The sequence below is a fragment of the Pseudomonas sp. WS 5027 genome (assembly GCF_012985695.1).
Taxonomy (GTDB): Bacteria; Pseudomonadota; Gammaproteobacteria; order Pseudomonadales; family Pseudomonadaceae; genus Aquipseudomonas; species Aquipseudomonas hygromyciniae.
Genome location: NZ_JAAQWU010000005.1, coordinates 227,563 through 249,343 on the forward strand (window position 1 = coordinate 227,563; position 21,781 = coordinate 249,343).

The window sequence follows — 21,781 nt, forward strand, 5'->3', positions numbered from 1 at the left end:
CGTTGTTACCTTACCGATTGGCGCGCCAGGCGGGCTTGGCGCGGGCGCCGGGCGCGCAGGGCTGGACCTTGTGCCTGCGCGAGGGTGTCGACACCGACGCCTTGCAGGAAGTGTTGCGCGTGCATGGCCTGCCGTCGGCGGTCGAGCACCTTGACCCGGCCCAATACGAACTGCGCCTGGGCGCCTTGTACCAGGCCGGTGAGTCGGCCACGGCGGCGCTGATCGAAGGCATCGGTGAGCAGGTTGACCTCGACAGCCTGATCAACGAACTGCCGCGTATCGAAGACTTGCTGGAGAGCGACAACGAGGCGCCGGTGATTCGCCTGATCAACGGCCTGTTCGCCGAAGGCCTGCGCCTGCGGGCCTCGGATATTCATATCGAGACCTTCGAGCAGAGCCTGGTGGTGCGCCTGCGGGTCGATGGCCATCTGCGCGAGATCCTGCGCCCGCCACGGGCCTTGTCGGCCATGTTGGTATCGCGGATCAAGGTCATGGCGCGCCTGGATATCGCCGAAAAACGCCAGCCTCAGGACGGCCGTATCACCCTGCGCTCCGGGGGGCGCGAGGTGGATATCCGTGTCTCGACCTTGCCCGGCATCCACGGCGAGCGCGTGGTGATGCGTGTGTTGGATAAACAGGCCAATCTGCTGGACCTGAATAATCTGGGGATGCCCGCCGAGGTGGAGCAGGCCCTGCGTGCGTGCCTGTCGCGCCCCAACGGGATTTTGCTGAGCACCGGGCCCACCGGCTCGGGCAAGACCACCACGCTGTATGCCAGCCTCAATGCGCTGAACGATGGCTCGTGCAATATCCTCACCGTCGAAGACCCGGTGGAATACGCGATTACCGGTATCGGCCAGACCGCGATCAACCCCCGCGCCGGCATGACCTTCGCCAGTGGCCTGCGGGCGATCCTGCGCCAGGATCCGGACGTGATCATGCTCGGTGAAATCCGCGACCAGGAGACGGCGCAAATCGCCGTGCAAGCCAGCCTCACCGGGCACTTGGTGCTGTCGACGCTGCACACCAACAGCGCGGTGGGCGCGGTCACCCGCTTGCGCGACATGGGCATCGAACCGTTCCTGATCGCCTCCAGCCTCAAGGGCGTGATGGCCCAGCGCCTAGTACGGCGCCTGTGCCATTGCGCAACGCCCGTCCCGTTGCAGCCCGCCGAGCGCCAGCTGTGGCCGGAACTGGCAACCCTCGAACAAAGCTTTCACCCCCAAGGCTGCGACGACTGCCAGGGCAGCGGCTATAACGGGCGGATCGGGCTCTACGAATTCATCACCCTGGATGCCGGCTTGATCAGCCTGCTGTACGACGGCGCCAGCGAAGCGGCCATGCACGAATACCTCGCCGACAAACGCCAGAGCCTGACCGCGATGGCCACCGAATGCCTGCGCCGTGGCGACACCAGCCTGGAGCAGGTCCTGCGTGCGGTGCGTGACTGATGCCGACCTATCGCTACCAGGCGCTGGACCTGCGCGGCAATCGCCGCAAAGCCAGTATCCAGGCAGAAAGCGAGCGCCATGCCCGGCAACTGCTGCGCGAGCAGGGCCTGTTTGCCCGGGAGCTGCAGGTGCAGGGCGCGAGCCTGTCGAGCCCGCGTGGGCAACGTTTGAACCATGGGCAACTGTGCGAATTGACCCGCCAGTTGGCCACGCTCTTGAGTGCCGGCATCCCACTGGTGGATGCCCTGGGCACCCTGGAACGCCAATTGGCAGAGCCGGCGATCCGCAACTTGCTGGTGGCGGTGCGCGGCGCCCTCGGCGAAGGCTTGAGCCTGGCCCAGAGCCTGCGCCGCCAGGGCGGGCAGTTCAACACGCTGTATTGCGCACTGGTCGAGGCCGGCGAGCGCTCGGGCAAATTGGCGCCGGTCCTCGAGCGCCTGGCCGAGCACTTGGAGCAAGTGCAAAAACAACGACACAAGGCGCGCACGGCGTTGATCTACCCGGCGGTGTTGATCCTCGTGTCATTGGCGGTGGTGATCGGCCTGATGACCTTTGTGGTGCCCAAACTCACCGAGCAGTTCAGCCATACCGGGCAAAGCCTGCCGCTGATTACCCGGGTGCTGATCGGCGCCAGCGAAGGGCTGGTGATGCTTGGCCCGTGGTTGCTGGGGCTGGGCTTGCTGCTGGGGCTGGGTGGGCGGTGGCTGCTGCGCCAGCCCCTATGGCGTTTGCGTCGCGACCGCCAGGTCTTGCGCCTGCCACGTATCGGCGTGCTGTTGTCGGTACTGGAAAGCGCGCGGGTCTCGCGCAGCCTGGCGATTTTGCTGGGCAGTGGGGTGCCGTTGCTTGAATCCCTGGAAGTCGCCACCGCCACGGTCGGCAACCGGCAGATTCATCAATCCCTGGAAACCGTGCGTGAGCAGGTCGAAGGCGGCGTGACCCTGTACCGCGCCCTCAGTGCCAGCGGGCACTTCCCGCCGATGCTGTTGAACATGGTCGCCAGCGGCGAGGCCAGCGGCACCTTGCCCGACATGCTGGAGCGGGTCGCCGACAACCAGGAGCGTGGTTTTGCGCGCCAGGTCGACCTGCTACTGGCGTTATTCGAACCCCTGATGATTCTGCTGATGGGCGCGGTGGTGCTGTTCATCGTGCTGGCGGTGTTGCTGCCGATCATGCAGCTCAATCAGGGCCTTAGCCTTTGAAAATTGAGAACTTGAAAATGGAGAGCCAAGCCATGCCAGGCAATCGTGCAGTTAAACGCCGCGAACGCGGTTTCACCCTGATGGAAATCATGGTGGTGATTTTTATCATCGGCCTGCTGATCGCGGTGGTCGCCCCCAGCGTACTCGGCAGCCAGGACAAGGCCATGCGCCAGAAGGCCCTGGCTGACCTGGCGACCCTTGAGCAGGCGCTGGATATGTACCGCCTCGACAACCTGCGGTTCCCCACCTCCGAACAGGGTTTGCAGGCGCTGGTCAGCAAACCATCCCTGGAGCCGTTGCCGCGCAGCTGGCGCGCCGATGGCTATATCCGCCGGCTGCCCGAGGACCCGTGGGGCAACGCTTATGGCTACCGCACGCCAGGGCAGCATGGCCGGGTAGACCTGTTTTCCCTGGGCGCCGACGGCCAGGAAGGCGGCGAAGGCACCGATGCCGATATCGGTAACTGGAACCTCTAGGCATGCAGCGCAGTCGCGGGTTTTCGCTCCTGGAAATGCTGGTGGTGTTGCTGATCGTCGGCTTGTTCAGCGCCCTGGGGGTGGCGTTCCTCGATGCCGGCCAGGCGCCGATGCGCCAGGCCCTGGCCCAACTGGCCAACGAGGCGCGCAGCCAGGCCGCCCAAGCCCGGCATGCCGGGCAGTTGCTGGGCTTGCGCTGGAATGGCCGCAGCCCCGAGTTCGTGCGCTGGCAGGTCGGGCGGGGTGCGCCTGGGTGGCAGGTCGAACCGTCGCGCAGCGCGCCCTGGCCGACTGGTCTGCAACCTGACTGGCCGGTGAGCAGCGAGCCCCAAGTGATGTTTACCCCATCGGGATTGGCCCGCCCGGTGTCATTGACCTGGCGTTGGGCCGAGGGCCGCCAGCGCTGGCAATGGCAAGCGGACAACACCCTGCATATCGCGACCCTGCCATGAAGCGCCAACGAGGTTTTACCTTGCTCGAAGTCATGGTCGCCCTGGGGATTGCCGCGCTGATGGCGGTGATGGTCAGCCAGTTGTTGCGCCAGCGCATCGCTACCCACCAGGCCGTCGCGCAACATCGCCTGGGCAGTTTGTGCGCACGGGAACTGGAGACGCGGTTCGGCGTGGAGCAGTACTGGCCGCAGATCAATGCGGTGAGCGGCGAGCTGCGCCAGGGGCACGCCACCTGTCACTGGCAACTGACCTTGGGCAATACCGGGGTCAATCGCTTGCGCCGAGGTGAGTTGACGCTGTTTGCCGACCCTGGGCAGCGCCAGCCCCTGGGCCAGTTCAGCCTGTTTCTGGTGCGCCCATGAAGGCTGCGCAGCGTGGCTTGACCCTGGTCGAGTTGTTGGTGGCGATGGCGCTCACGGCAGTGGTCGGGGTGTTGTTGGCCGCCCTGGTCAATGGCTGGGTCAAGGTGCGTGAGCGTTTGGAAGAGCCCGGCGGCGAGCCCCAGGTATTGGAATGGTGCATGGCCCTGGAGCGCCGCTTCGATGCCCTGGTGTTGCGCCAGTTGTACGAGCAGCGCTTGCCCCTGGACTTGTCGTGGCTGGAGTGGCAGCCGAGTCTGGGGCAATTGCAGTGGGTGGCCCTGGCCGCCTGGCCGCCCGCCGACGGCGCATCACGCGTGCAACGCCAGCGCCTGTTGTTCGATGCGCGCCAGCAGCGCCTGGAGCTATGGGTCTCGGCCGACCTGTACGCCGCCGACAAGCCACGCTGGACGCTCAAGGAGTCATTGGCGCCGGTCTCTCGCGCCACCTTCAGTTTTTATCAGGGCACGCGTTGGCTGGCCTTTCCTTCTACTGCTGCCGCCCAGCCCAATCGCGGCGTGCGGATCGAGTTCGAGCATCATGGAGCCCCTTATGTCTGCACCTTCGCCTTGCCCGATACCCAGCCGTGAGTGGGAGCATCGGTATGTTTGAGCGTCTGCGGGCCAAACCCCGGGAATGGTTGCTGGTGCGCCCGCCAGCCACCGCCGAGGGGCCTTGGCAGTGGCTGCACTACAGCGCACAACAGGCTTGCGCAAGCGGCGTCTGGCCGCCACCGCACGCTCTGCTGCAACTGCCGGGCGCCTTGATTATTCCGGCGCTGGATTGCAGCCATTTCTGCCTGCCGGCGCCGCCGGGGCTCAAGCGCCATGAGTGGCCGCAATTGTTTGAAGAGTATGCGCAGCAGCCCGCCGAAGCGTTGCTGGTCAGTTGCCTGTCCCGCGAAGCCGGGCAGTTGGAGTTGTTGGTCATGCAGCGCGAGCAGGTGCAGCACTGGCTGGCCGAGTGTGCCGCACTTGGCGTGCAGATCACCCACGGTTGGGCAGAGGTGCAGTTGTTGCCGAACGCCGAGCCGGGGCACGCGGTGCGTTGGCAGCGCGAACAACTGCTGTGCCTGAAGGCCCACTCCCGGCAATGGTTGGTGTGGCCATCGGTATTGGGTGAGCGCTTGCCCCAGGCCTGGCGCGATCTGCCTGGCGAGACGCTTGCGGGCGACTGGCCGTCGCGCCTGGCGCGCCTGGAGCAACTGCCCAGTGTGCTGGAAGGCTCGCGGCCGACGCGTGTCCGTGCACAGCGAGCCCCTCTGATGAACCGCTTACAGCGGCACTTGCTGTTGGGGTGTGTGGTGTTGGCGACCTGTTGGAGTGCGGTGTATCTGCTGCAGAGCTTGCGCCAGATCGACGTTTGGAAAACCCAGGTCCGGGCGGTGGCCGGGCCCGCCAGCAATCCGCAACAGGCCCGTACGGCGTTGGCGCGGGTGCAAGGCGAGGCGACCGAATGGCAGGTGCGCCAGCAAAAAATCGTGGCCCTGGAGCAGGGACTCTCGGCCTGGTTGCAACAGCAGCCGGGGTGGTCGGTGATGAGTATGGCGTTCGACGGCAAGCATTGGCGCCTCGGCCTGCGCGGTAATGGTCCGCGGCCGGAGCCGGCGCAATGGCAGGCCATTGCCCAACTCGCGGGCGCCCAATGGACCGATGAGGCGCAAGGGGTCGGCGGGCAACTGCACCTGAGTTTTGATCTGGGAGAACAACCATGAAAGCCCGGATGCACGCGTACCTGGCCCATTTCAACCAACTGCCGCCCAAGCGCCGCTATAGCCTGCTGGCCGGCTGGTCCACCGTTGCGCTGTTGCTGCTGGTGTTGCTGACACGGCCGCTACTGGCAGCCTGGCAGGAGGCGCGCCAGTGGCAGGCACTGGCGCAACAGGCCGGTGCGCTGATCCCGCCGGCAGCGTTTTCCAACGAGCAATGGCAGGCGCTGGCGGTGTCGCGCCAATGGGTGTTGACCCGTGTCGAGCAGCAGGGCGATCGCTGGCAATTGCAAGGCGAACTGCCCGGGCCCCAAGCCCTGCAGCAACTGCTGCGCACCGTGCAGGAACAGGGGGCGCGGCCGCTGCAATGGAGCCTTGAGCAGGGTGGCGGCCAGGGGTATGCCTTTAGCCTGGAAGTGGCGGCGCGGCCATGAGTCGCGGGGTCATCACATGGGCCATTCTGGTGTTTGCCCTGACCTTGCTGTTGGAGCTGCCCGCCACCTTTGTCGCCCGCCAAGTGCCATGGCCGGCTGGCTGGCAACCCATCGGTGTCGCAGGCAGTGTGTGGAATGGCCACGCGACGCGGGTTGGCGCCCTGGGCCCGGTGGAGTGGAACCTGCGGCCATGGAGGATGCATGTGAACCTGGGCTTTCAACAACGCTTCTGGGCGTTGTCGGTTCAGGGCTGGCCGTGGAATTGGCAGGCGCAGTTGGCGCCGCGTGCGGTCAACGCCTTGCCGGCACCGATGTTCGTGCTGGACGGCCATTGGGAAGGGCGATTGCAGGTCGATGGCGCCGGAACGGGGTGCCGTAAAACGCAAGGGGAGTTGTTGGGGCAGGACCTTGCCGTGTTGAGCCCATGGCTGGTCAAACTGGGAAACGCTCGGATAGCGCTACAGTGCCGCGATGGGCTGCGGCTATTGGCCGACCTGCAACTGGCTGCCGAACACCACTTCAAGATCGAAGCGGACCCACGGCGCTTGCAGGTGGACGGGCAGATTGAACCGGGTGCCGCTGTGACCCCACTACTGGTCCAGGCACGCTGGTTACAGCCGGCGGCGCAAAGCTTCAGCAAGGTGTTGGGCAGGCCCTGACCCCTGTGGGAACATCGGTATCTACACAACGTTCAGACACTGACGACCCCCCCTGTGGCAAGCCCGCTCGCCACACGACCACCGTGGGCGTTGGCGATGATTGAGTCCACCGCCTGCTGGGCAATCGGTGAGAGTGTGCGTCCGGCCTGGCACAAGTGACCCACTGGAGTTGTTCAAAACCGTGGTCTACGCTGGGGCCATGGATCTGGCCGCGCAACTGAGCAGCGAGTAGAAGGGGTTGCTGGATCCGGGGCTGCTGCGTTTTACCGAGCAGTGCCAGTACACGACGCTGGCGCATTTCCCAGCCCCCATCCCCTGGCGCCCTTTGTAAAAACCACGGAAGAACAATAAACCCATGAACAGTCCTGTTTCCCTTGCCCGGTTGAGCGATATCCAAGCCCTGGAGCAACACTGTCCGTTGGCCCAGCGTGACTTGCCGGGCAGTACCTATGAGTTGTTGCAGCGTGCCGCCGAACGCTTTGCCGATCTGCCGGCCTTGTGTTTCCTGCCAACGGGCAGCATCGAGGATCAGCCTTGGCGCATCAGTTATGCCGAGCTTTTTGCCAAGGTCACGCAAACCGCCAACGCCTTGCATCGCCTAGGGTTGCGCCCCGGCCAGGCCGTCTCTTTCCTGTTGCCTAACCTGCCGCAGACGCACTTTGTGATTTGGGGCGGTGAGGCGGCGGGGATCGTCAATGCGATCAATCCGTTGCTCGAACCTGAGCACATTGCAGAGTTGATCCGGGCTTCCAATACCTCGGTGCTGGTCACACTGGCACCGTTCCCCGGTACCGAGCTGTGGCAGAAAGTGGCGGCCCTGGCAGACTTTTTGCCACAGATGCCCACGATTGTGACGGTCGACCTCGCCAACCGGTTGCCGGAGCCGCAACGCAGCGCCGTAAAGGCCCAGCGGCCAGCGATGCCGGCAGGCGTCCTGGACTTCGATGAAGTACTTGCAGCCGCCCCGGCCGATCATCTGGAAAGCGGGCGGGTTATCCAGCCTGACGATATCGCCTCCTACTTTCACACCGGCGGCACCACGGGCACCCCGAAACTGGCCCCTCACACCCACTTCAACGAAGTGGCGATGGCCGAGATCATTGGCCTGCATGGGCGCTATGTACCGGACGATGTGCTGCTCTGCGGGCTACCGCTGTTTCACGTCAACGGGGTGATGGTCACCGGGCTTGCCGCGTTTCATAACGGCGCGCAGGTGCTGCTCGCCGGGCCCCAGGGTTACCGCAACCCGGCATTGATCAAGGACTTCTGGAGGCTGGTGGAGCGCTACCGGGTCAGCAGTTTCAGTGGGGTGCCCACCATCTATGCGGCACTGCTGCAGATCCCCAATGACGGTATCGACGTCTCCAGTCTGCGCTTTGCGCTCTGCGGTGCAGCGCCAATGCCGGTGGAACTCATCCGCCAGTTCGAAGCCCGCACGGGGCTGCGCATCATCGAAGGTTACGGCTTGACCGAAGGCACCTGTGCCACCGCCTGCAATCCCTATGAGGGCGAGCGTCGTCCCGGTTCCATCGGCCTGCGCCTGCCGTATTGCGAGGTCAAGATTGCGGTACTCGACAGCGATGGCAATTACTTGCGTGATGCCGCCACGGACGAGCCTGGCTCCCTGTGCCTGCGTGGTCCGACGGTGTTCAAGGGGTATCTGCAAGCGGACAAAAACGCCGGCATCTGGCTTGATGGTGACTGGTTCAATACCGGCGACCTGGGGCGTATCGATGCCGATGGCTACATCTGGCTGACCGGTCGCAGCAAGGATCTGATTATTCGCGGTGGCCATAATATCGACCCGCAGATGATCGAAGAGGCGTTGCATCGTCATCCGTGCGTAGCGTTGGCCGCCGCAGTGGGCAAGCCGGATACCAGGGCCGGGGAACTGCCGGTGGTGTACGTGCAGCTCAAGGCCGGCGAGCATGCCAGCGAGGCCCAGTTGCTGGAGCACGCCATGCAGCACATCCACGAACGTGCGGCGGTGCCCAAGAACATCTGGTTGGTAGAGCAGATTCCGTTGACCGCTGTGGGCAAGACCTTCAAGCCCGCCTTGCGCCTGGATGCGATCCGCCGGGTGTTCGAGGAGGAGGTGTGGCAGGTCGCGGCGGCAAGCCGGGTGGAGGTCCACAGTGACGAGCGCCACGGGCAGCGCGTGGATATTCATGTGTCGCAGCTTAGCGCGGTCCAACGTGAGCAATTGGATCAGCGCCTGAGCGGGTTTGCCGTGCGTTATGTGGTGCATTGCGCATAAGGCGGTTTTCGGGCTGTTCGAAGCGTAAAAGTTGTCTATCGTCTATGGGCAGGCAGTCGCGCAGCTGTGTGTGCGTGGTGTGATTTTCGGTGCGGGTGGTTAGGGCGCCTGGCGCCTGGAGCACTATGGAAAAGCTCAAGGTTGATCCAACGTCGTCGCCGGAAGGCAAAGTCTCCAATCTCTCTACCGCAAGGGCTTATCTGCTTGCCTGTTCGTTGCTGTTACTGGCCATGTTTCTGTTGGTCGGGGTGCTGCTGGTTTCGATTGCCGATCACCTGAATCACGATGCCGGCGAGCACAGTCGGATCGATATCGAAAACGCCTTACTGTCTGTGGAGCGTGTCGCTGGCTCTACGGTCAAGGACTATGCGTTTTGGGGCGACGCCTACGTACACCTGCATCAGCAGGTGGATGTGGACTGGGCGTTTGGCCGGCAAAACCTGGGCTCGACGCTATTTGCCGATCTGGGCTTCGAAGGGGTCTTTGTTGTCGATCCCACAGGCCGTACGGTGTATTCGGTGATTGATGGCCAGTTGCAGACCGTTGCCGTACAGGACTGGCTGCACATCCCGATCGAGCCACTGTTGGCCCAGGCCCGGGAGGCCGCCGTCAACAGCCAATCGGTGAGCCGCCTGGTACAGGCCGACGGGGCGCCGGCGGTGCTGGCCGCTGCGGCGCTGACGCCGGGCACTGACCCGAGTGTGAAGGCCGATAGCGGGCCCGCCTCGGTGTTGATCTTCATTGCCAAGCTTGCGCCGCAACGGCTGGCTGCGTTGGGGGCGGACTTTGGTGTGCAAGGCCTGCGGATCGCGCCGCCTGGCGGGACGGCGGCGGACGTCCCGAGCCTGCGCCTCAGGGACAATGCCGGCGTGGTGCAATGGGACTCCGAGGACCCGGGGCACCAGTTGCTGGTGTTGGTCGTGCCTCTGGTCACGGTCGCCGGCGTGATCTTTGCCCTGATGGCCTGGGTGATCCAGCGCCGCAGCACTGCCGCCGCGCGGATCATGGACAGTCACTACGCCATCCTGCAAGCCAGCCGCGCCGCGCTGCTGGTCAGCGAGGCGCGCTTTCGTGATGTGGCCGAGGCGGCATCCGACTGGATCTGGGAGTTGGACACCCAGCTGCGTTTTACCTACTTGTCGGAGCGTTTCGATGTGATCACCGGCCTCCAAGGGGCCAAATGCCTGGGGCTGGCGGCGGACGACCTGCTGGCCTCGGATCAGGGCCTATTGTCCAACTGGTTCAAGGACCACGCCCATCGCCCGAATGCCATCGTGCACTGCAACTACCTGTCTGGCGACGGTGAGCCACGGATCTGCCGGTTGTCGGTGCGCGAGATACCAGGGCAGGGCTATCGGGGCACCGCCAGTGACATCACCGAAGAGGTGCACGCCCGGCGACGCATTGAGTACCTGTCGCAACACGATGCCTTGACGGGGCTGGCCAACCGTACGCGCATGCAGGAGTTCCTCGAAGGCAAGCTCAAGGCGGTGCCGACCCTGGAACAGCCACTGGTGATGCTCAGTATCGATCTTGATCGCTTCAAACCGGTCAATGACCTGCTGGGGCACGCCGCCGGCGATGACGTACTCAATCAGGTGTCGCGGCGCTTGCAGGGCTGCCTGCGCGGTGACGACCTGGTGGCGCGCATGGGCGGCGACGAGTTTATGTTGGTGGTGGCGGGCATGAGCTCGCCGTTGGAGGTCGAAGGCCTGTGCCGGCGGCTGATCGACTGTATCGAGCAGCCGTTTTACATCACTGAGCATGAAGTGTTCATCAGCGCCAGCATTGGTATTGCCATGGCGCCGGCGGACGCGATCCTGGCCGACGAGCTGCTGCGCTACGCCGATATCGCGCTCTATGAAGCCAAGGAAGGCGGGCGCAATACCTGGCGTTTTTATGCGGGCGACATGAACGCGCGGATCATTGAACGGCGCCAACTTGAAGCCGATTTGCGCCACGCGATCAAGAACGGCGAACTGCGCCTGGATTTCCAGCCGCGCTACCGTATCGAAGGCAAGCGCCTGGCCGGCGCCGAGGCCTTGGTGCGTTGGGAGCATCCACGACGCGGGTTGCTGGGCCCTGACGTATTCATCCCGATTGCCGAAGAAACCGGGCTGATCCTGCCGTTGAGCAATTGGGTACTGCACGCGGCTTGCCAGACGGCCGCTGGCTGGCCTGACGACGTGATGATCTCGGTCAACTTGTCTTCTACCGAGTTCCAGCGCGGGCACCTGGTGGCGCGGGTCAAGGCAGTGCTGGTCGATACGGGTTTGAACCCCGCGCGACTGGAGCTGGAGTTGACCGAGAGTGTGATGCTCAACGACGAGAAAGTTGCCTTGAACATCATGCAAGGCCTCAAGGCCCTGGGTGTGCGCTTGCTGATGGATGACTTTGGCACTGGCTATTCGTCACTGAGTTATCTGCGCTCATTCCCCTTCGACGGGCTGAAGATCGACCGCAGTTTTGTCGGTGGGCTGACCGCCAGCGGCGGCGATCAGTCGATCATCCAGGCGATTGTCGGCCTGGGCCGGGCGCTCTCGCTGACGGTGACCGCCGAAGGCGTGGAAACCCTCGACCAGCTCAAGGCGCTGAAGGATGTGCAGTGCGATGAGGCGCAGGGGTTTTACCTCAGCGTGCCGGTGAATGCCCAGGCGATCAGTGAGTTGATCACGGGCCGGACTGGTTAGTCGCTCCATACCACGCTTGCGCTGACCCTATATAGATAATATGTTAACAATATAACTATAAATGGTCTGTGGGAGGGGGTATGCCTGCCTTGTTGAACCCTTGCGTTGAGTTCGCCAATTGGAATCGTGATTTGCGTGCGGTGTGCGGCAATTTCAGCACCGCGCGCTCAGATCGACACAGCCTGTTTATCGGCAGCGTCCATGGCCAGGATGTGTGTGGCCTGGAGTTGGCCCACATCCGTACCAATGCCGGGCTGATCAGCCGCCACCACACCCACGGCGATGGCGACGATGACCGCCACTGCTTTCTGATCCTGCAGGGCAGCGGCCATCAGCGCATCCGCCAGCAGCACCGGGTGATCGATCTGGGGCCGGACGATATCGCCCTGGTGGACTCGGCCCAGGCCTTCGAGATCGAGCCCCAGGGGCTGGTGCAGAACACCTCGGTGCACCTGTCACGCGCCGAGGTTACCCGCCAGCTCGGCCAGCAGCGCTTGTTTGGCAAGCTGGCGCGCAACAGCGTCGCCACCCATATGATTCGTGCACTGGTGCGCTCCCTGGAGGAGGCGCAACTGAGTGAAGGTTATGGCGGCGAGAACGATGGCTCGGCCGTGGAGCAGGCCTTGATCGGCCTGGCGGCTGCCGGCCTGGACGAGCGTGCCGAGGGCCAGCCGGGTTTTGCCTGTGTGGGTCATGATGATATTTACGGCCTGGCCACGCGCCTGGTGGAAGCCTCCCTGCAAGAAACCGACCTTGGCCCTGAGTACCTGGCGCGGCACCTGAATGTCTCGGTGCGTCAGCTGTACCGGCTGTTCGAGCAGCGCCATGAAAGCATTGCGCGCTATATCCAGCAGCGCCGCCTGGAGCGGGTGGCGCAGGACCTGCGCGCCCGCGATTTGCGGCATGAGTCGATCACCCAGATCGCCTTTAAGTGGGGGTTTGTCGACGCTGCGCATTTCAGTCGGGCCTTCAAGCGGCATTTCCAACATGCGCCCCGGGACTTTCGTCAGCAGCCGGTTTAGGCAGCGCTTTGGCAGGGAATGCCAAGGGCTTTGGCAGCCTCAGTCAAGTGGTCGCGGGTGGCAGGCCCTCTAATAGCGTGGCCAGAACCGATTAATGTTGGAGAACAATAACAATGAATACACGGAGCCTGCTGTTGGGCACGCCTCTGCTATTGACCGCGTTTGCCACGCTGGCCTTGGCCGGGCCCGCCCAGGTCGATGGGGCGCGGATCATCGCCGCCGACCAGGAGCCCGGTAACTGGATGAGCCATGGCCGCACCTACGATGAGCAACGCTACAGCCCCCTGGACAGTGTGAATGCCGGCAACGTCGGGCAGTTGGGCATGGTCTGGACCACCAAGCTGGATATCGACAGCGGCACCGAAGCCACGCCACTGGTGGTCGATGGGGTGATGTACACCACCGGCGCCTTCAGCATCGTCTATGCGATCAATGCGGCCACCGGCCAGTTGCTGTGGAAATACGACCCGAAAGTGCCCGCCGAAAACCTCAGCCAGGGCTGCTGCGGCCCGGTCAATCGCGGCGTGGCGGTGTGGCAGGGCAAAGTCTACGTGGGCAGTTTTGATGGGCGCTTGATTGCGCTGGATGCGGGCACTGGCGAGCCGGTGTGGAGCGTCGACACCATCATTGATCGCAGCAAAAGCTACTCCATCACCGGTGCGCCGCGCATCGTCAAAGGCAAGGTGTTGATCGGCAACGGCGGCGCCGAATTCGGAGTGCGCGGTTACGTCACCGCCTATGACGCCGACACCGGCAAGCAAGTGTGGCGCTTCTACACCGTGCCGGGTGACCCCAAGCTGCCAGCGGAAAACGCCGCGATGGCCAAGGCCATGAAAACCTGGGATGGCGACGGCTGGGTCAAGTGGGGCGGCGGCGGCACCGTGTGGGACTCGATGGCCTACGACCCGCAACTGGACCTGCTCTACGTGGGCACCGGCAACGGCTCGCCGTGGAATTACCGGTTCCGCAGCAATGGCAAGGGCGACAACCTGTATGTGTCGTCGATCCTCGCGCTGCGCCCGGACACCGGCGAATACGTCTGGCACTACCAGATCACGCCCCAGGACCAGTGGGACTTCACCGCGACTCAACACATGATCCTCGCCGATATCAAGATTGATGGCAGCGTGCGCAAGGTCATCATGCAGGCGCCGAAAAACGGCTTCTTCTATGTGCTGGATCGCACCAACGGCAAACTGCTGTCAGCGAACAACTTCGTGCCAGTGAACTGGGCCAGTGGCATCGACCTGCAGACCGGGCGGCCGATCCTCACCGGCGCGGCGGACTATTCCAAGGAGCCGAAGGTGGTGCAGCCGAGTTTCCTCGGCGGGCACAACTGGCACCCCATGTCCTACAGCCCGCAGACCGGCTACGTGTACATACCGGCGCAGTACACCCTAGCCGAATTGAAGGCGGCCAAGGCCCCGCAGTTCCTGGCGAACAAATCAGTGGTCAACTTTGGCCTGGATGTGCCGGACCTGCCGGAGGACCCGAAAGTGCTCAACCAGATCCGTGACGCCTGGAGCGGTGAGTTGATCGCCTGGGACCCGGTGACGCAGAAAGCCGCCTGGAAACAACCCTACGTCAGTGCCGGCAACGGCGGCACCCTCGCCACGGCCGGCAACCTGGTGTTCCAGGGCACCGCCGACGGGCGGGTGGTGGCCTATCGCGCCGATACCGGCAAGCCACTGTGGGAGCACCGGGCCAATTCCGGCGTGATGGCGGGGCCGGTCACTTATACGGTCAACGGCGAGCAGTACGTGGCGTTTTCGGTGGGGTGGGGCGGGATCCTGCCGCTGTTGACGGGCCCGCTGACCAATAAGGGCAAGGTGCGGGCCGAGTCGCGGGTGATTGCCTTCAAGCTCGGCGCCACCGGCGAGCTGCCACCGCCCAAGGCCGCGCCGTTGTTGCCGACGACCCGCCAGGTACTCTCGGCGACACCCGAGCAACTGGCCCAGGCGCGTGACATGTTCAACGGCCTGTGCGCCGGTTGCCATGGCTTGAACGCGATCAGCGGTGGGGTGGTGCCAGACCTGCGCTATCTGGACGACAACAAGCACGCGGCATTTCCAGCCTTTGTCAGTGGGGCGTTGATCAATAAAGGCATGCCCAACTTCTCTGACATTCTGCAGCGCGAAGACATGGAGCTGCTGCGCCAATACCTGGTCAAGCGGACCCAGGACTTGCAGGCCGATCTCAAGACGCTCCACTGACCCCTCGTTGAAACCTACGTCTGGCGACTCTCCGTGGAGTCGTCACGGCGAAGCTTTGCCTCCAATAACAATAAGATGGACTCGCCATGAAAACACTTAGCACGTTGACCCTCAGTACACTTTTCGCAAGCCTGGCGCCATTGGCCCATGCCGACGTCAAACCCGATCCCGGCGACTACACGGCCTTGCCCCAGGGCACTGATGTGGTGGTGCTGTACCAGCAGAACCCGCGAGGCGACAAGGTGTACTCCGGCGGCAAGAAAGTCGCCGACAACCTTGACCTGGACATGACCGTTGGCGTGTTGCGCCTGATCCACTTCACCGAGTTCTTCAACACCGGGCTGACCTGGGATCCGCAGATCGTCATTCCTTTCGGCTACCAGAAGATCGGTGCCAGCGACAGCAACCACTCGGGGTTGGGCGACATCACGTTTGGCGGCACGGTGTGGACCATTGCGGATCTGGCCAACAACCAGCATCTGGGTTGGTCGGCGTTTGTCACCGCGCCCACGGGCAGCGACAAAAACCAGGGTTTTGCCCTGAGCAGCAACCGCTGGGCCCTGGATTTCCAGGTGGGCTATATCAAGGGGCTGACCGACAAAATCACCTGGGATGTGATTGCCGAGACCGAGTTCTACGGCGAACAGCGCGCCACCGATGCCAAGAAAGATCCGCTGCTGCAACTGCACAACCACCTGCGCTACAACTTCACCCCAGAGACTTACGCGGCGGTCTCCTATCGCCACAATTGGGGCGCCCGCGAGACGCTCGACCATGAAACCCTGGCCACCAGCCGCAGCAATGGCACGCTGGGCTTTACCGTGGCCACGATGTTGGGCAAGCAGGTGCAGGTATTGGGGCAGTTGATGCATGACACATCGGTGCGCGAAGGGGTGAAGATCGATAATTCGCTGCAGTTTCGCCTGGCGTATTTCTACTGACGAAATCTAGGAGCTGTCTCAATGTTGGGAAAGGATACTCTCGAGCAACCCCGGAAATCGCTCGGCCAACACATCGGCCCGTAACGAGTTCATATGGGTCGTGCCAACGCTGCGCGTATGCACCAGCCCGGCATCACGTAAAACCCGGAAGTGGTGGGACATGCTGGACTTCGGACGCCCGCCGTCCAGCTCGCCACAACTGGCTTCTTCCACCCCGGCCAGGCAACGCACGATGTCCAGGCGCACGGGGTCACTCAACGCATAGAGCAGGCGTTCGAGGGTCAGGTCTTCGGGGGAGGGGTGTTTGAAGGCTCGCATGGCGCGAATGATAACAGGGCTGGCATTGATTACCATAGTTCGATTAAGATCGAACTATCGAATCAGACGTAACCCTCGTTTCAGGAGCATTACCATGGCTGCATTGTTCGAACCCTTTACGCTCAAAGACGTTACGTTGCGCAATCGCATCGCTATCCCGCCGATGTGCCAGTACATGGCCGAAGACGGCATGGTCAATGACTGGCATCACGTCCATCTCGCCAGCCTGGCCCGTGGTGGCGCCGGCCTGGTGGTGGTAGAAGCGACCGCCGTGGCCCCTGAAGGCCGGATCACCCCCGGTTGTACCGGCATCTGGAGCGATGCCCATGCGCAAGCCTTCGTACCCATGGTGCAAGCGATCAAGGCAGCAGGCTCGGTGCCCGGTATCCAGATCGCCCACGCCGGGCGCAAGGCCAGCGCCAACCGTCCATGGGAAGGTGATGACCATATCCCCGCCGACGACGCCCGTGGCTGGCAAACCCTGGCACCCTCGGCGATCGCGTTTGGTGCGAACCTGCCGAAAGTCCCCCAGGCCATGACCCTGGAAGACATCGCCCGTGTGCAGCAGGATTTCGTCGATGCCGCGCGCCGTGCCCGCGACGCGGGCTTTGAGTGGATCGAACTGCATTTCGCCCACGGTTACCTGGGCCAGAGCTTTTTCTCCGAGCACTCCAACCAGCGCACCGATGCCTACGGTGGCAGCTTCGACAACCGCAGCCGTTTCCTGCTGGAAACCCTCGCCGCCGTGCGTGAAGTCTGGCCGGAAAACCTGCCGCTGACCGCGCGTTTCGGCGTTATCGAATATGACGGGCGCGACGAACAGACTCTGGAGGAATCCATTGAACTGGCCCGTCGCTTCAAGGACGGCGGTTTGGATTTGTTGAGCGTGAGCGTTGGCTTCACCATCCCCGACACCAATATCCCTTGGGGCCCGGCGTTCATGGGGCCTATTGCCGAGCGTGTGCGTCGCGAAGCCGGTCTGCCGGTCACGTCGGCCTGGGGTTTCGGCACGCCGCAACTGGCCGAAGGGGCACTGCAGGCCGGTCATCTGGACCTGGTTTCCGTGGGCCGCGCACACCTGGCCGACCCGCACTGGGCGTACTTCGCCGCCAAGGAACTGGGCGTGGACAAGGCCTCCTGGACCCTGCCGGCGCCTTATGCGCATTGGCTTGAGCGCTATCGCTGAGGCACACGACGCTATCGCAGGCAAGCCAGCTCCCACCTTGAGCGCATTCCAACCCGGTCAAGTGTGGGAGCGGGCTTGCCCGCGATAGCGGTGGTTCAGGCGCTACTTTTCCGCCAGGTACACACAGCTATCGCAGACAAGCCAGCGCCCATTGGATCTTGTTCCACCCCGGCCGAGCCGTCGCAGTTTCTGCGACGGCTTTTTTGTGGGCCATGGAAAGTACAATCTTCCATCTGGAACGTGCATTTTGCGCTGCGACCAAGCGCCACATACTGGTCGCGTCATTACGAACGTTCCCGGTTGTTTTACTCTGCCTTTGGCTTGAACAGGGCGCAGGCGCACCAGGAATGGGGATATCCAATAATAAAGAGACAACCCATGAAAAAGCCAAACCCTCTGCTGGAAGACCTCAAGTCAGTCCTGCCGATCATTGCTGCCAATGCCTTCGCCGCCGAGCAAGACCGTAGCGTGCCAGCCGAGAACATCGCGCTGCTCAAGGGCATCGGCATGCACCGGGCGTTTCTGCCGAAAAAGTACGGCGGCATGGAAATCTCCCTGCCGCAATTTGCCCAGTGCATCGCCCTGTTGGCGGGCTCGTGCGCAAGTACCGCTTGGGCCATGAGCCTGCTGTGTACTCACAGCCATCAGATGGCAATGTTTCCGTCAAAGCTGCAGGACGAGGTCTGGGGCACCGATCCGGACGCCACCGCCAGCAGCAGCATCGCGCCTTTCGGGCGTACCGAAGAAGTGCCCGGTGGCGTGACCTTCAGCGGTGAGATGGGCTGGAGCTCAGGCTGCGATCATGCCGAATGGGCGATCATGGGCTTTCGCCGCAAAAACACCGAAGGCACCCAGGATTATTGCTTCGCCGTGCTGCCGCGCAGTGACTACACGATTCGTGACGACTGGTTTGCCGTGGGCATGCGCGGCAGTGGCAGCAAGACCTTGATCGTCGACCAGGCCTTCGTTCCCGAGCACCGCATCCAGAAGGCCAAGGACATGATGGAAGGCAAGTCGGCGGGCTTTGGCTTGTACCCCGACAGCAAGATTTTCTTCGCGCCGTACCGTCCGTATTTTGCCAGTGGTTTCTCCACCGTCAGCCTGGGGATTGCCGAGCGCATGCTCGACGTCTTCCGCGAAAAAACCAAAAACCGTGTACGGGCCTACACCGGTGCGGCAGTCGGCGCTGCGACGCCAGCGCTGATGCGCCTGGCCGAGTCCACTCACCAAGTGGCTGCCGCACGGGCGTTGCTGGAAAAGAGCTGGGATGAGATCGCCGAGCACAGCGAGCGCCATGAATACCCCAGTCGCGGCACCCTGGCGTTCTGGCGGACCAACCAGGGCTACGCCACCAAAATGTGCATCCAGGCGGTGGATCGCTTGATGGAAGCGGCGGGCGGCGGCGCCTGGTTTGAAACCAACGAGCTGCAACGTCTGTTCCGCGACGCTCACCTCACTGGGGCGCATGCCTATACCGACTACGACGTTTGCGCACAGATCCTGGGGCGTGAACTGATGGGCCTGGAGCCGGACCCGGCAATGGTCTGACCCACCACTCTTTACCTATAAGAACAATCAGGGCAGGGCCATCGGCCTGCCCGGGAGTCTTGCATGTCTACTGAAAATCCAAGCAGCGCAGTCGATACCCGCGCATTTCGCCGCGCCCTGGGCAATTTCGCCACCGGTGTCACGGTGGTGACCGCAGCTGATGCCCACGGGCGCAAGGTCGGGGTGACTGCCAACAGCTTCAACTCGGTGTCCCTGGACCCACCGCTGATCCTGTGGAGCATCGACAAGCGCTCGACCAGCCATGAAGTGTTCGAGACAGCCAGCCACTTTGCGGTGAACGTTTTGGCCGCCGATCAGATCGACCTGTCCAACAACTTTGCCCGGCCCAAGGAGGACCGGTTTGCCGAAGTCGAGTACCAGGCCGGCGAGGGTGGGGCACCGATTCTGGCCGACTGTTCGGCACGTTTTGAGTGTGAGAAGTACCAGCAGGTAGATGGGGGTGACCACTGGATCATGATTGGCAAAGTGGTCGCGTTCGACGACTGCGGTCGTTCGCCGTTGCTGTATCACCAGGGCGCCTATTCCATGGTGTTGCCGCACACTCGCATGACCAAACGCGAGGACGGCCAGCCACCGAGCAGCCATTTCCAGGGCCGCCTGAGCCATAACCTTTATTACCTGATGACCCAGGCGCTGCGGGCTTATCAGTCCAGCTACCAGCCCCGCCAGCTGTCCACCGGCCTGCGCACCAGTGAGGCGCGGATGCTGATGGTGCTGGAGAACGACGCAGGCCTGAGCCTGGCCCAGTTGCAACGCGAAGTAGCAATGCCAGCGCGGGAGATTGAAGAGGCGGTCAACAACCTCAAGCGCAAGGCCTTGGTACGCGACGATCAGGATCGGGTCAAACTCACCACCAAGGGCGTCGATGAAACCGAGTCGTTGTGGACCATCGCCCGTGAGCAGCAAGACAAGGTCTTCAGCCAATTCAGCGATGAGCAGTTGGAGACCTTCAAGACCGTGCTCAAGGCGGTGATCCAGCATTGATAATGACGATAACGTCGTAGCCTATCCCCTGTAGGAGCGGGCTTGCCCGCGATAGCGGTGGGTCAGTCGATATTTCTGTGACTGGTACACCACAATCGCGGGCAAGCCCACACACACACAGGGGATATGCGCGTGGCCGGCTAGTTGTCGCCGCGATCAGATAAAGTCGAACAGCACCTGGGCAGGCAACCGGGATTTTGCCAGGCGCGCGTTGAAGTCTTCGGTGCTGCGATATCCCAGGCTCACCACAACTGAACTGGTAAACCCGCGCTCACGCAGGCCCAGTTCGGTATCCAGCAGCTTGCTGTCAAAACCTTCCATGGGCGTTGCATCAAGGTCCAGCGCTGCAGCCCCTAGCAACAGGGTGCCCAGGGCCAGATACGTTTGTTTCTCCATCCAGTGCTGGACGTCCTTGAGGTCATAGCGATGCAAGTTGACAAAATTGCGTCGCCCTCTGTCCTGGCCTGCCTTGGCTTGCTCGTCGTGAAAGCGTCCATCGCTGGCCTCTTGACTGAGCAGGGCCTGCAGGTACTCCTCGGTCATCTGGGTTCGGGTACACAGCACCAGCACATGGGAGGCGTCGAGGACTTTTGCCTGGTTGAAGCCAAAGGCACCTTCCACACTTTTGGCAATGCGTGCTTTGGCGTGCTCACTGTCAGCGACCACAAAGTGCCAGGGTTGCGAGTTGACCGATGAGGGACTGTTGCGCAGTTGTTCCAGCAACGGTTCCAGGGTGGTTTTGGGAATCTTGCGTGAAGCATCGAAGAGTTTGGCGGTGTAACGGCGTTTGGAAAGTGTGACCATGTCCATCATTGAATCCCCATTCTTGGTTAATAAAGCCGCTGGTGTGTTGCCGCAGGTACGCGGGTCGGATGTCCGATCCATCCCTAGGGTGCGGGGATGGACGGGGGCCGTTTTTTCAGAATTCGTCACATGTATCGAATGACACGCCTGTTCAGGCCAGTGGCGCCAACCAGTCACGCAAGGTTTCAGGGTGTCTTGCCAACCAGTCGCTCGCGGCTTCGTCAGCCGACTGTTCGCCGCGATTGAAGGCGTCGTCGAGCTCGGCAACGATGGCGTTCGACAGGCGAATGTTGTCCAGCACCTGGATCTCGGCGGTTGTCAGCAGCGCCAGGCGATCCTCGCGAGCCAGCAGCACGGCGCGGTCGATGCTGCCGAGCAAACCCTTGGGGTCGTTGAGGTCGCGGATGCGATAGCGGTGATGCAGGAACTGTGGATGCCATAGCGGGACGATGCCCCATCGCTGCTGGCGGTACAGGGCTTCAAAGGCCTCAATGCAGTCATCCTGGGTGCCTGTACGAAACTGGTACCCGGCGCGGGTCAAGCCGTACTCGTCCATGATCTTCAGCGAAAACCGAGTAATCCCGGCCCCCGGGCCAATGCCCTGGATCAGCGGGTTCATCCGGGCGCGCACGGCGGGTTTGAGCAGGTCCTCGATGGAGGCCACCTCATGCTCGTTCACGTAGTCAGGCACACCCCACAATGCATAGGGCTGGTAATGCAGACCCAGCTCACGGGTGGGCGTCACCGCGTCGATCGTCTGCTTGTAGATCCCGTGGCTGAACGGAATCCAGGCCGAGGCAATCATGTCGATCGTGCCTTCGCGTAGTCGCTTGAAGTTGTCCTCGTGCAGGGCATATTGGCGCTCCACGGTCAGGCCCATGTGTTGCATGACCTGGGCGACTACCGCAGCGGTGGCGCGGTGGAACGACAGGTCGGTGACACCCAGCCGTACAAGCCGTGAGCCGTTGGCGATGTTGGCCCGGGCGAAGTCTTGATGGGTCACAGGCAGTTTTTTACCCGGACGCCTTGGTGTGGTTTTACCCATGGTTGTTCCTT

At 62.8% G+C, this 21,781-nt stretch carries 20 protein-coding genes; 17 read left to right on the plus strand and 3 right to left on the minus strand.

Going from position 1 to position 21,781, the window contains the following annotated elements; all coding sequences use genetic code 11:
* The first annotated feature begins 2 nt into the window (after nucleotides 1-2).
* The 14 genes from HBO09_RS09020 to HBO09_RS09085 all read left to right on the plus strand — a co-directional run bounded on the left by HBO09_RS09020 (nucleotide 3) and on the right by HBO09_RS09085 (nucleotide 15,864).
* Nucleotides 3-1,451, plus strand: a complete 1,449-nt coding sequence (locus HBO09_RS09020) for an ATPase, T2SS/T4P/T4SS family (RefSeq protein ID WP_169993237.1) — start codon at nucleotides 3-5, stop codon at nucleotides 1,449-1,451.
* Entirely contained in the window at nucleotides 1,451-2,653 is a 1,203-nt protein-coding gene (gspF, locus tag HBO09_RS09025) for a type II secretion system inner membrane protein GspF (RefSeq protein ID WP_169992910.1), read from the plus strand. Before HBO09_RS09020 ends, gspF begins: the two co-directional genes overlap by 1 nt.
* A 32-nt stretch (nucleotides 2,654-2,685) precedes the next feature.
* Nucleotides 2,686-3,129, plus strand: coding sequence for a type II secretion system major pseudopilin GspG (gspG, locus tag HBO09_RS09030; RefSeq protein WP_169992908.1), 444 nt, complete (start codon nucleotides 2,686-2,688; stop codon nucleotides 3,127-3,129).
* A 2-nt stretch (nucleotides 3,130-3,131) separates the two neighbouring features.
* Nucleotides 3,132-3,581, plus strand: a complete 450-nt coding sequence (gspH, locus tag HBO09_RS09035) for a type II secretion system minor pseudopilin GspH (RefSeq protein WP_169992906.1) — start codon at nucleotides 3,132-3,134, stop codon at nucleotides 3,579-3,581.
* Nucleotides 3,578-3,943 carry a type II secretion system protein gene (locus tag HBO09_RS09040; RefSeq protein WP_169992904.1) on the plus strand — a complete coding sequence of 122 codons (366 nt, stop codon included), beginning with the start codon at nucleotides 3,578-3,580 and terminating at the stop codon, nucleotides 3,941-3,943. Before gspH ends, HBO09_RS09040 begins: the two co-directional genes overlap by 4 nt.
* Nucleotides 3,940-4,530, plus strand: coding sequence for a prepilin-type N-terminal cleavage/methylation domain-containing protein (locus HBO09_RS09045; RefSeq protein ID WP_169992902.1), 591 nt, complete (start codon nucleotides 3,940-3,942; stop codon nucleotides 4,528-4,530). Before HBO09_RS09040 ends, HBO09_RS09045 begins: the two co-directional genes overlap by 4 nt.
* Before the next feature lie 14 nt (nucleotides 4,531-4,544).
* The gene (locus HBO09_RS09050; protein ID WP_169992900.1) at nucleotides 4,545-5,654 is read left to right on the plus strand and encodes a type II secretion system protein GspL; all 1,110 of its coding nucleotides are present in this window, start codon (nucleotides 4,545-4,547) and stop codon (nucleotides 5,652-5,654) included.
* Nucleotides 5,651-6,082, plus strand: a complete 432-nt coding sequence (gene gspM / locus HBO09_RS09055; protein WP_169992898.1) for a type II secretion system protein GspM — start codon at nucleotides 5,651-5,653, stop codon at nucleotides 6,080-6,082. The genes HBO09_RS09050 and gspM overlap by 4 nt, the downstream gene beginning before the upstream one ends.
* Nucleotides 6,079-6,741 (plus strand): general secretion pathway protein GspN, encoded by a 663-nt coding sequence (locus HBO09_RS09060; RefSeq protein ID WP_169992896.1) that lies wholly within the window; start codon nucleotides 6,079-6,081, stop codon nucleotides 6,739-6,741. Before gspM ends, HBO09_RS09060 begins: the two co-directional genes overlap by 4 nt.
* A gap of 355 nt (nucleotides 6,742-7,096) precedes the next feature.
* Nucleotides 7,097-8,998 carry an acyl-CoA synthetase gene (locus tag HBO09_RS09065; RefSeq protein WP_169992894.1) on the plus strand — a complete coding sequence of 634 codons (1,902 nt, stop codon included), beginning with the start codon at nucleotides 7,097-7,099 and terminating at the stop codon, nucleotides 8,996-8,998.
* A 125-nt stretch (nucleotides 8,999-9,123) separates the two neighbouring features.
* Nucleotides 9,124-11,688, plus strand: a complete 2,565-nt coding sequence (locus HBO09_RS09070; RefSeq protein WP_169992892.1) for an EAL domain-containing protein — start codon at nucleotides 9,124-9,126, stop codon at nucleotides 11,686-11,688.
* Nucleotides 11,689-11,768: 80 nt separating this feature from the next.
* Nucleotides 11,769-12,710, plus strand: coding sequence for a transcriptional regulator FeaR (feaR, locus tag HBO09_RS09075; RefSeq protein ID WP_169992890.1), 942 nt, complete (start codon nucleotides 11,769-11,771; stop codon nucleotides 12,708-12,710).
* A 113-nt stretch (nucleotides 12,711-12,823) separates the two neighbouring features.
* A complete protein-coding gene (locus HBO09_RS09080) occupies nucleotides 12,824-14,923 on the plus strand; it encodes a PQQ-dependent dehydrogenase, methanol/ethanol family (RefSeq protein ID WP_170060909.1) in 2,100 nt (699 codons plus the stop codon).
* An 86-nt stretch (nucleotides 14,924-15,009) separates the two neighbouring features.
* Nucleotides 15,010-15,864 carry a transporter gene (locus HBO09_RS09085; RefSeq protein ID WP_169992886.1) on the plus strand — a complete coding sequence of 285 codons (855 nt, stop codon included), beginning with the start codon at nucleotides 15,010-15,012 and terminating at the stop codon, nucleotides 15,862-15,864.
* 18 nt (nucleotides 15,865-15,882) lie between these two features.
* Here HBO09_RS09085 and HBO09_RS09090 read toward each other — a convergent pair whose 3' ends face one another.
* Nucleotides 15,883-16,218 carry a helix-turn-helix domain-containing protein gene (locus HBO09_RS09090; protein WP_169992884.1) on the minus strand — a complete coding sequence of 112 codons (336 nt, stop codon included), beginning with the start codon at nucleotides 16,216-16,218 and terminating at the stop codon, nucleotides 15,883-15,885.
* Nucleotides 16,219-16,276: 58 nt separating this feature from the next.
* Here HBO09_RS09090 and HBO09_RS09095 point away from each other — a divergent pair, with 58 nt between their 5' ends.
* From HBO09_RS09095 to HBO09_RS09105, 3 genes are all read left to right on the plus strand, one after another.
* Nucleotides 16,277-17,368: an NADH:flavin oxidoreductase/NADH oxidase gene (locus tag HBO09_RS09095; protein ID WP_169992882.1), complete on the plus strand. Its 1,092-nt coding sequence runs from the start codon at nucleotides 16,277-16,279 to the stop codon at nucleotides 17,366-17,368.
* A 378-nt stretch (nucleotides 17,369-17,746) separates the two neighbouring features.
* Nucleotides 17,747-18,916, plus strand: coding sequence for a p-hydroxyphenylacetate 3-hydroxylase oxygenase component (locus tag HBO09_RS09100; RefSeq protein WP_169992880.1), 1,170 nt, complete (start codon nucleotides 17,747-17,749; stop codon nucleotides 18,914-18,916).
* A 63-nt stretch (nucleotides 18,917-18,979) separates the two neighbouring features.
* The gene (locus tag HBO09_RS09105; protein ID WP_169992878.1) at nucleotides 18,980-19,921 is read left to right on the plus strand and encodes a p-hydroxyphenylacetate 3-hydroxylase reductase component; all 942 of its coding nucleotides are present in this window, start codon (nucleotides 18,980-18,982) and stop codon (nucleotides 19,919-19,921) included.
* 156 nt (nucleotides 19,922-20,077) lie between these two features.
* Here the strand turns inward: HBO09_RS09105 and nfsB are convergent, their stop codons facing one another.
* Together nfsB and HBO09_RS09115 are read right to left on the minus strand one after the other, a co-directional pair.
* Complete coding sequence (gene nfsB / locus HBO09_RS09110) at nucleotides 20,078-20,731, minus strand: oxygen-insensitive NAD(P)H nitroreductase (protein ID WP_169992876.1); 654 nt, start codon at nucleotides 20,729-20,731, stop codon at nucleotides 20,078-20,080.
* Nucleotides 20,732-20,876: 145 nt separating this feature from the next.
* The gene (locus HBO09_RS09115; RefSeq protein WP_169992874.1) at nucleotides 20,877-21,770 is read right to left on the minus strand and encodes a glycine betaine ABC transporter substrate-binding protein; all 894 of its coding nucleotides are present in this window, start codon (nucleotides 21,768-21,770) and stop codon (nucleotides 20,877-20,879) included.
* Between the last annotated feature and the right edge of the window lie 11 nt (nucleotides 21,771-21,781).

Bases quoted from the DNA above. Each gene is read 5' to 3' on its own strand.
- gspG (WP_169992908.1), top strand. From the start codon at position 2,686: ATGCCAGGCAATCGTGCAGTTAAACGCCGCGAACGCGGTTTCACCCTG.
- HBO09_RS09085 (WP_169992886.1), top strand. From the start codon at position 15,010: ATGAAAACACTTAGCACGTTGACCCTCAGTACACTTTTCGCAAGCCTG.
- HBO09_RS09115 (WP_169992874.1), bottom strand. From the start codon at position 21,770: ATGGGTAAAACCACACCAAGGCGTCCGGGTAAAAAACTGCCTGTGACC.
- HBO09_RS09050 (WP_169992900.1), top strand. From the start codon at position 4,545: ATGTTTGAGCGTCTGCGGGCCAAACCCCGGGAATGGTTGCTGGTGCGC.
- HBO09_RS09095 (WP_169992882.1), top strand. From the start codon at position 16,277: ATGGCTGCATTGTTCGAACCCTTTACGCTCAAAGACGTTACGTTGCGC.
- gspH (WP_169992906.1), top strand. From the start codon at position 3,132: ATGCAGCGCAGTCGCGGGTTTTCGCTCCTGGAAATGCTGGTGGTGTTG.
- feaR (WP_169992890.1), top strand. From the start codon at position 11,769: ATGCCTGCCTTGTTGAACCCTTGCGTTGAGTTCGCCAATTGGAATCGT.
- HBO09_RS09060 (WP_169992896.1), top strand. From the start codon at position 6,079: ATGAGTCGCGGGGTCATCACATGGGCCATTCTGGTGTTTGCCCTGACC.
- gspF (WP_169992910.1), top strand. From the start codon at position 1,451: ATGCCGACCTATCGCTACCAGGCGCTGGACCTGCGCGGCAATCGCCGC.
- HBO09_RS09065 (WP_169992894.1), top strand. From the start codon at position 7,097: ATGAACAGTCCTGTTTCCCTTGCCCGGTTGAGCGATATCCAAGCCCTG.
- HBO09_RS09045 (WP_169992902.1), top strand. From the start codon at position 3,940: ATGAAGGCTGCGCAGCGTGGCTTGACCCTGGTCGAGTTGTTGGTGGCG.
- HBO09_RS09105 (WP_169992878.1), top strand. From the start codon at position 18,980: ATGTCTACTGAAAATCCAAGCAGCGCAGTCGATACCCGCGCATTTCGC.
- HBO09_RS09040 (WP_169992904.1), top strand. From the start codon at position 3,578: ATGAAGCGCCAACGAGGTTTTACCTTGCTCGAAGTCATGGTCGCCCTG.
- HBO09_RS09090 (WP_169992884.1), bottom strand. From the start codon at position 16,218: ATGGTAATCAATGCCAGCCCTGTTATCATTCGCGCCATGCGAGCCTTC.
- HBO09_RS09070 (WP_169992892.1), top strand. From the start codon at position 9,124: ATGGAAAAGCTCAAGGTTGATCCAACGTCGTCGCCGGAAGGCAAAGTC.
- HBO09_RS09100 (WP_169992880.1), top strand. From the start codon at position 17,747: ATGAAAAAGCCAAACCCTCTGCTGGAAGACCTCAAGTCAGTCCTGCCG.
- gspM (WP_169992898.1), top strand. From the start codon at position 5,651: ATGAAAGCCCGGATGCACGCGTACCTGGCCCATTTCAACCAACTGCCG.
- nfsB (WP_169992876.1), bottom strand. From the start codon at position 20,731: ATGGACATGGTCACACTTTCCAAACGCCGTTACACCGCCAAACTCTTC.
- HBO09_RS09080 (WP_170060909.1), top strand. From the start codon at position 12,824: ATGAATACACGGAGCCTGCTGTTGGGCACGCCTCTGCTATTGACCGCG.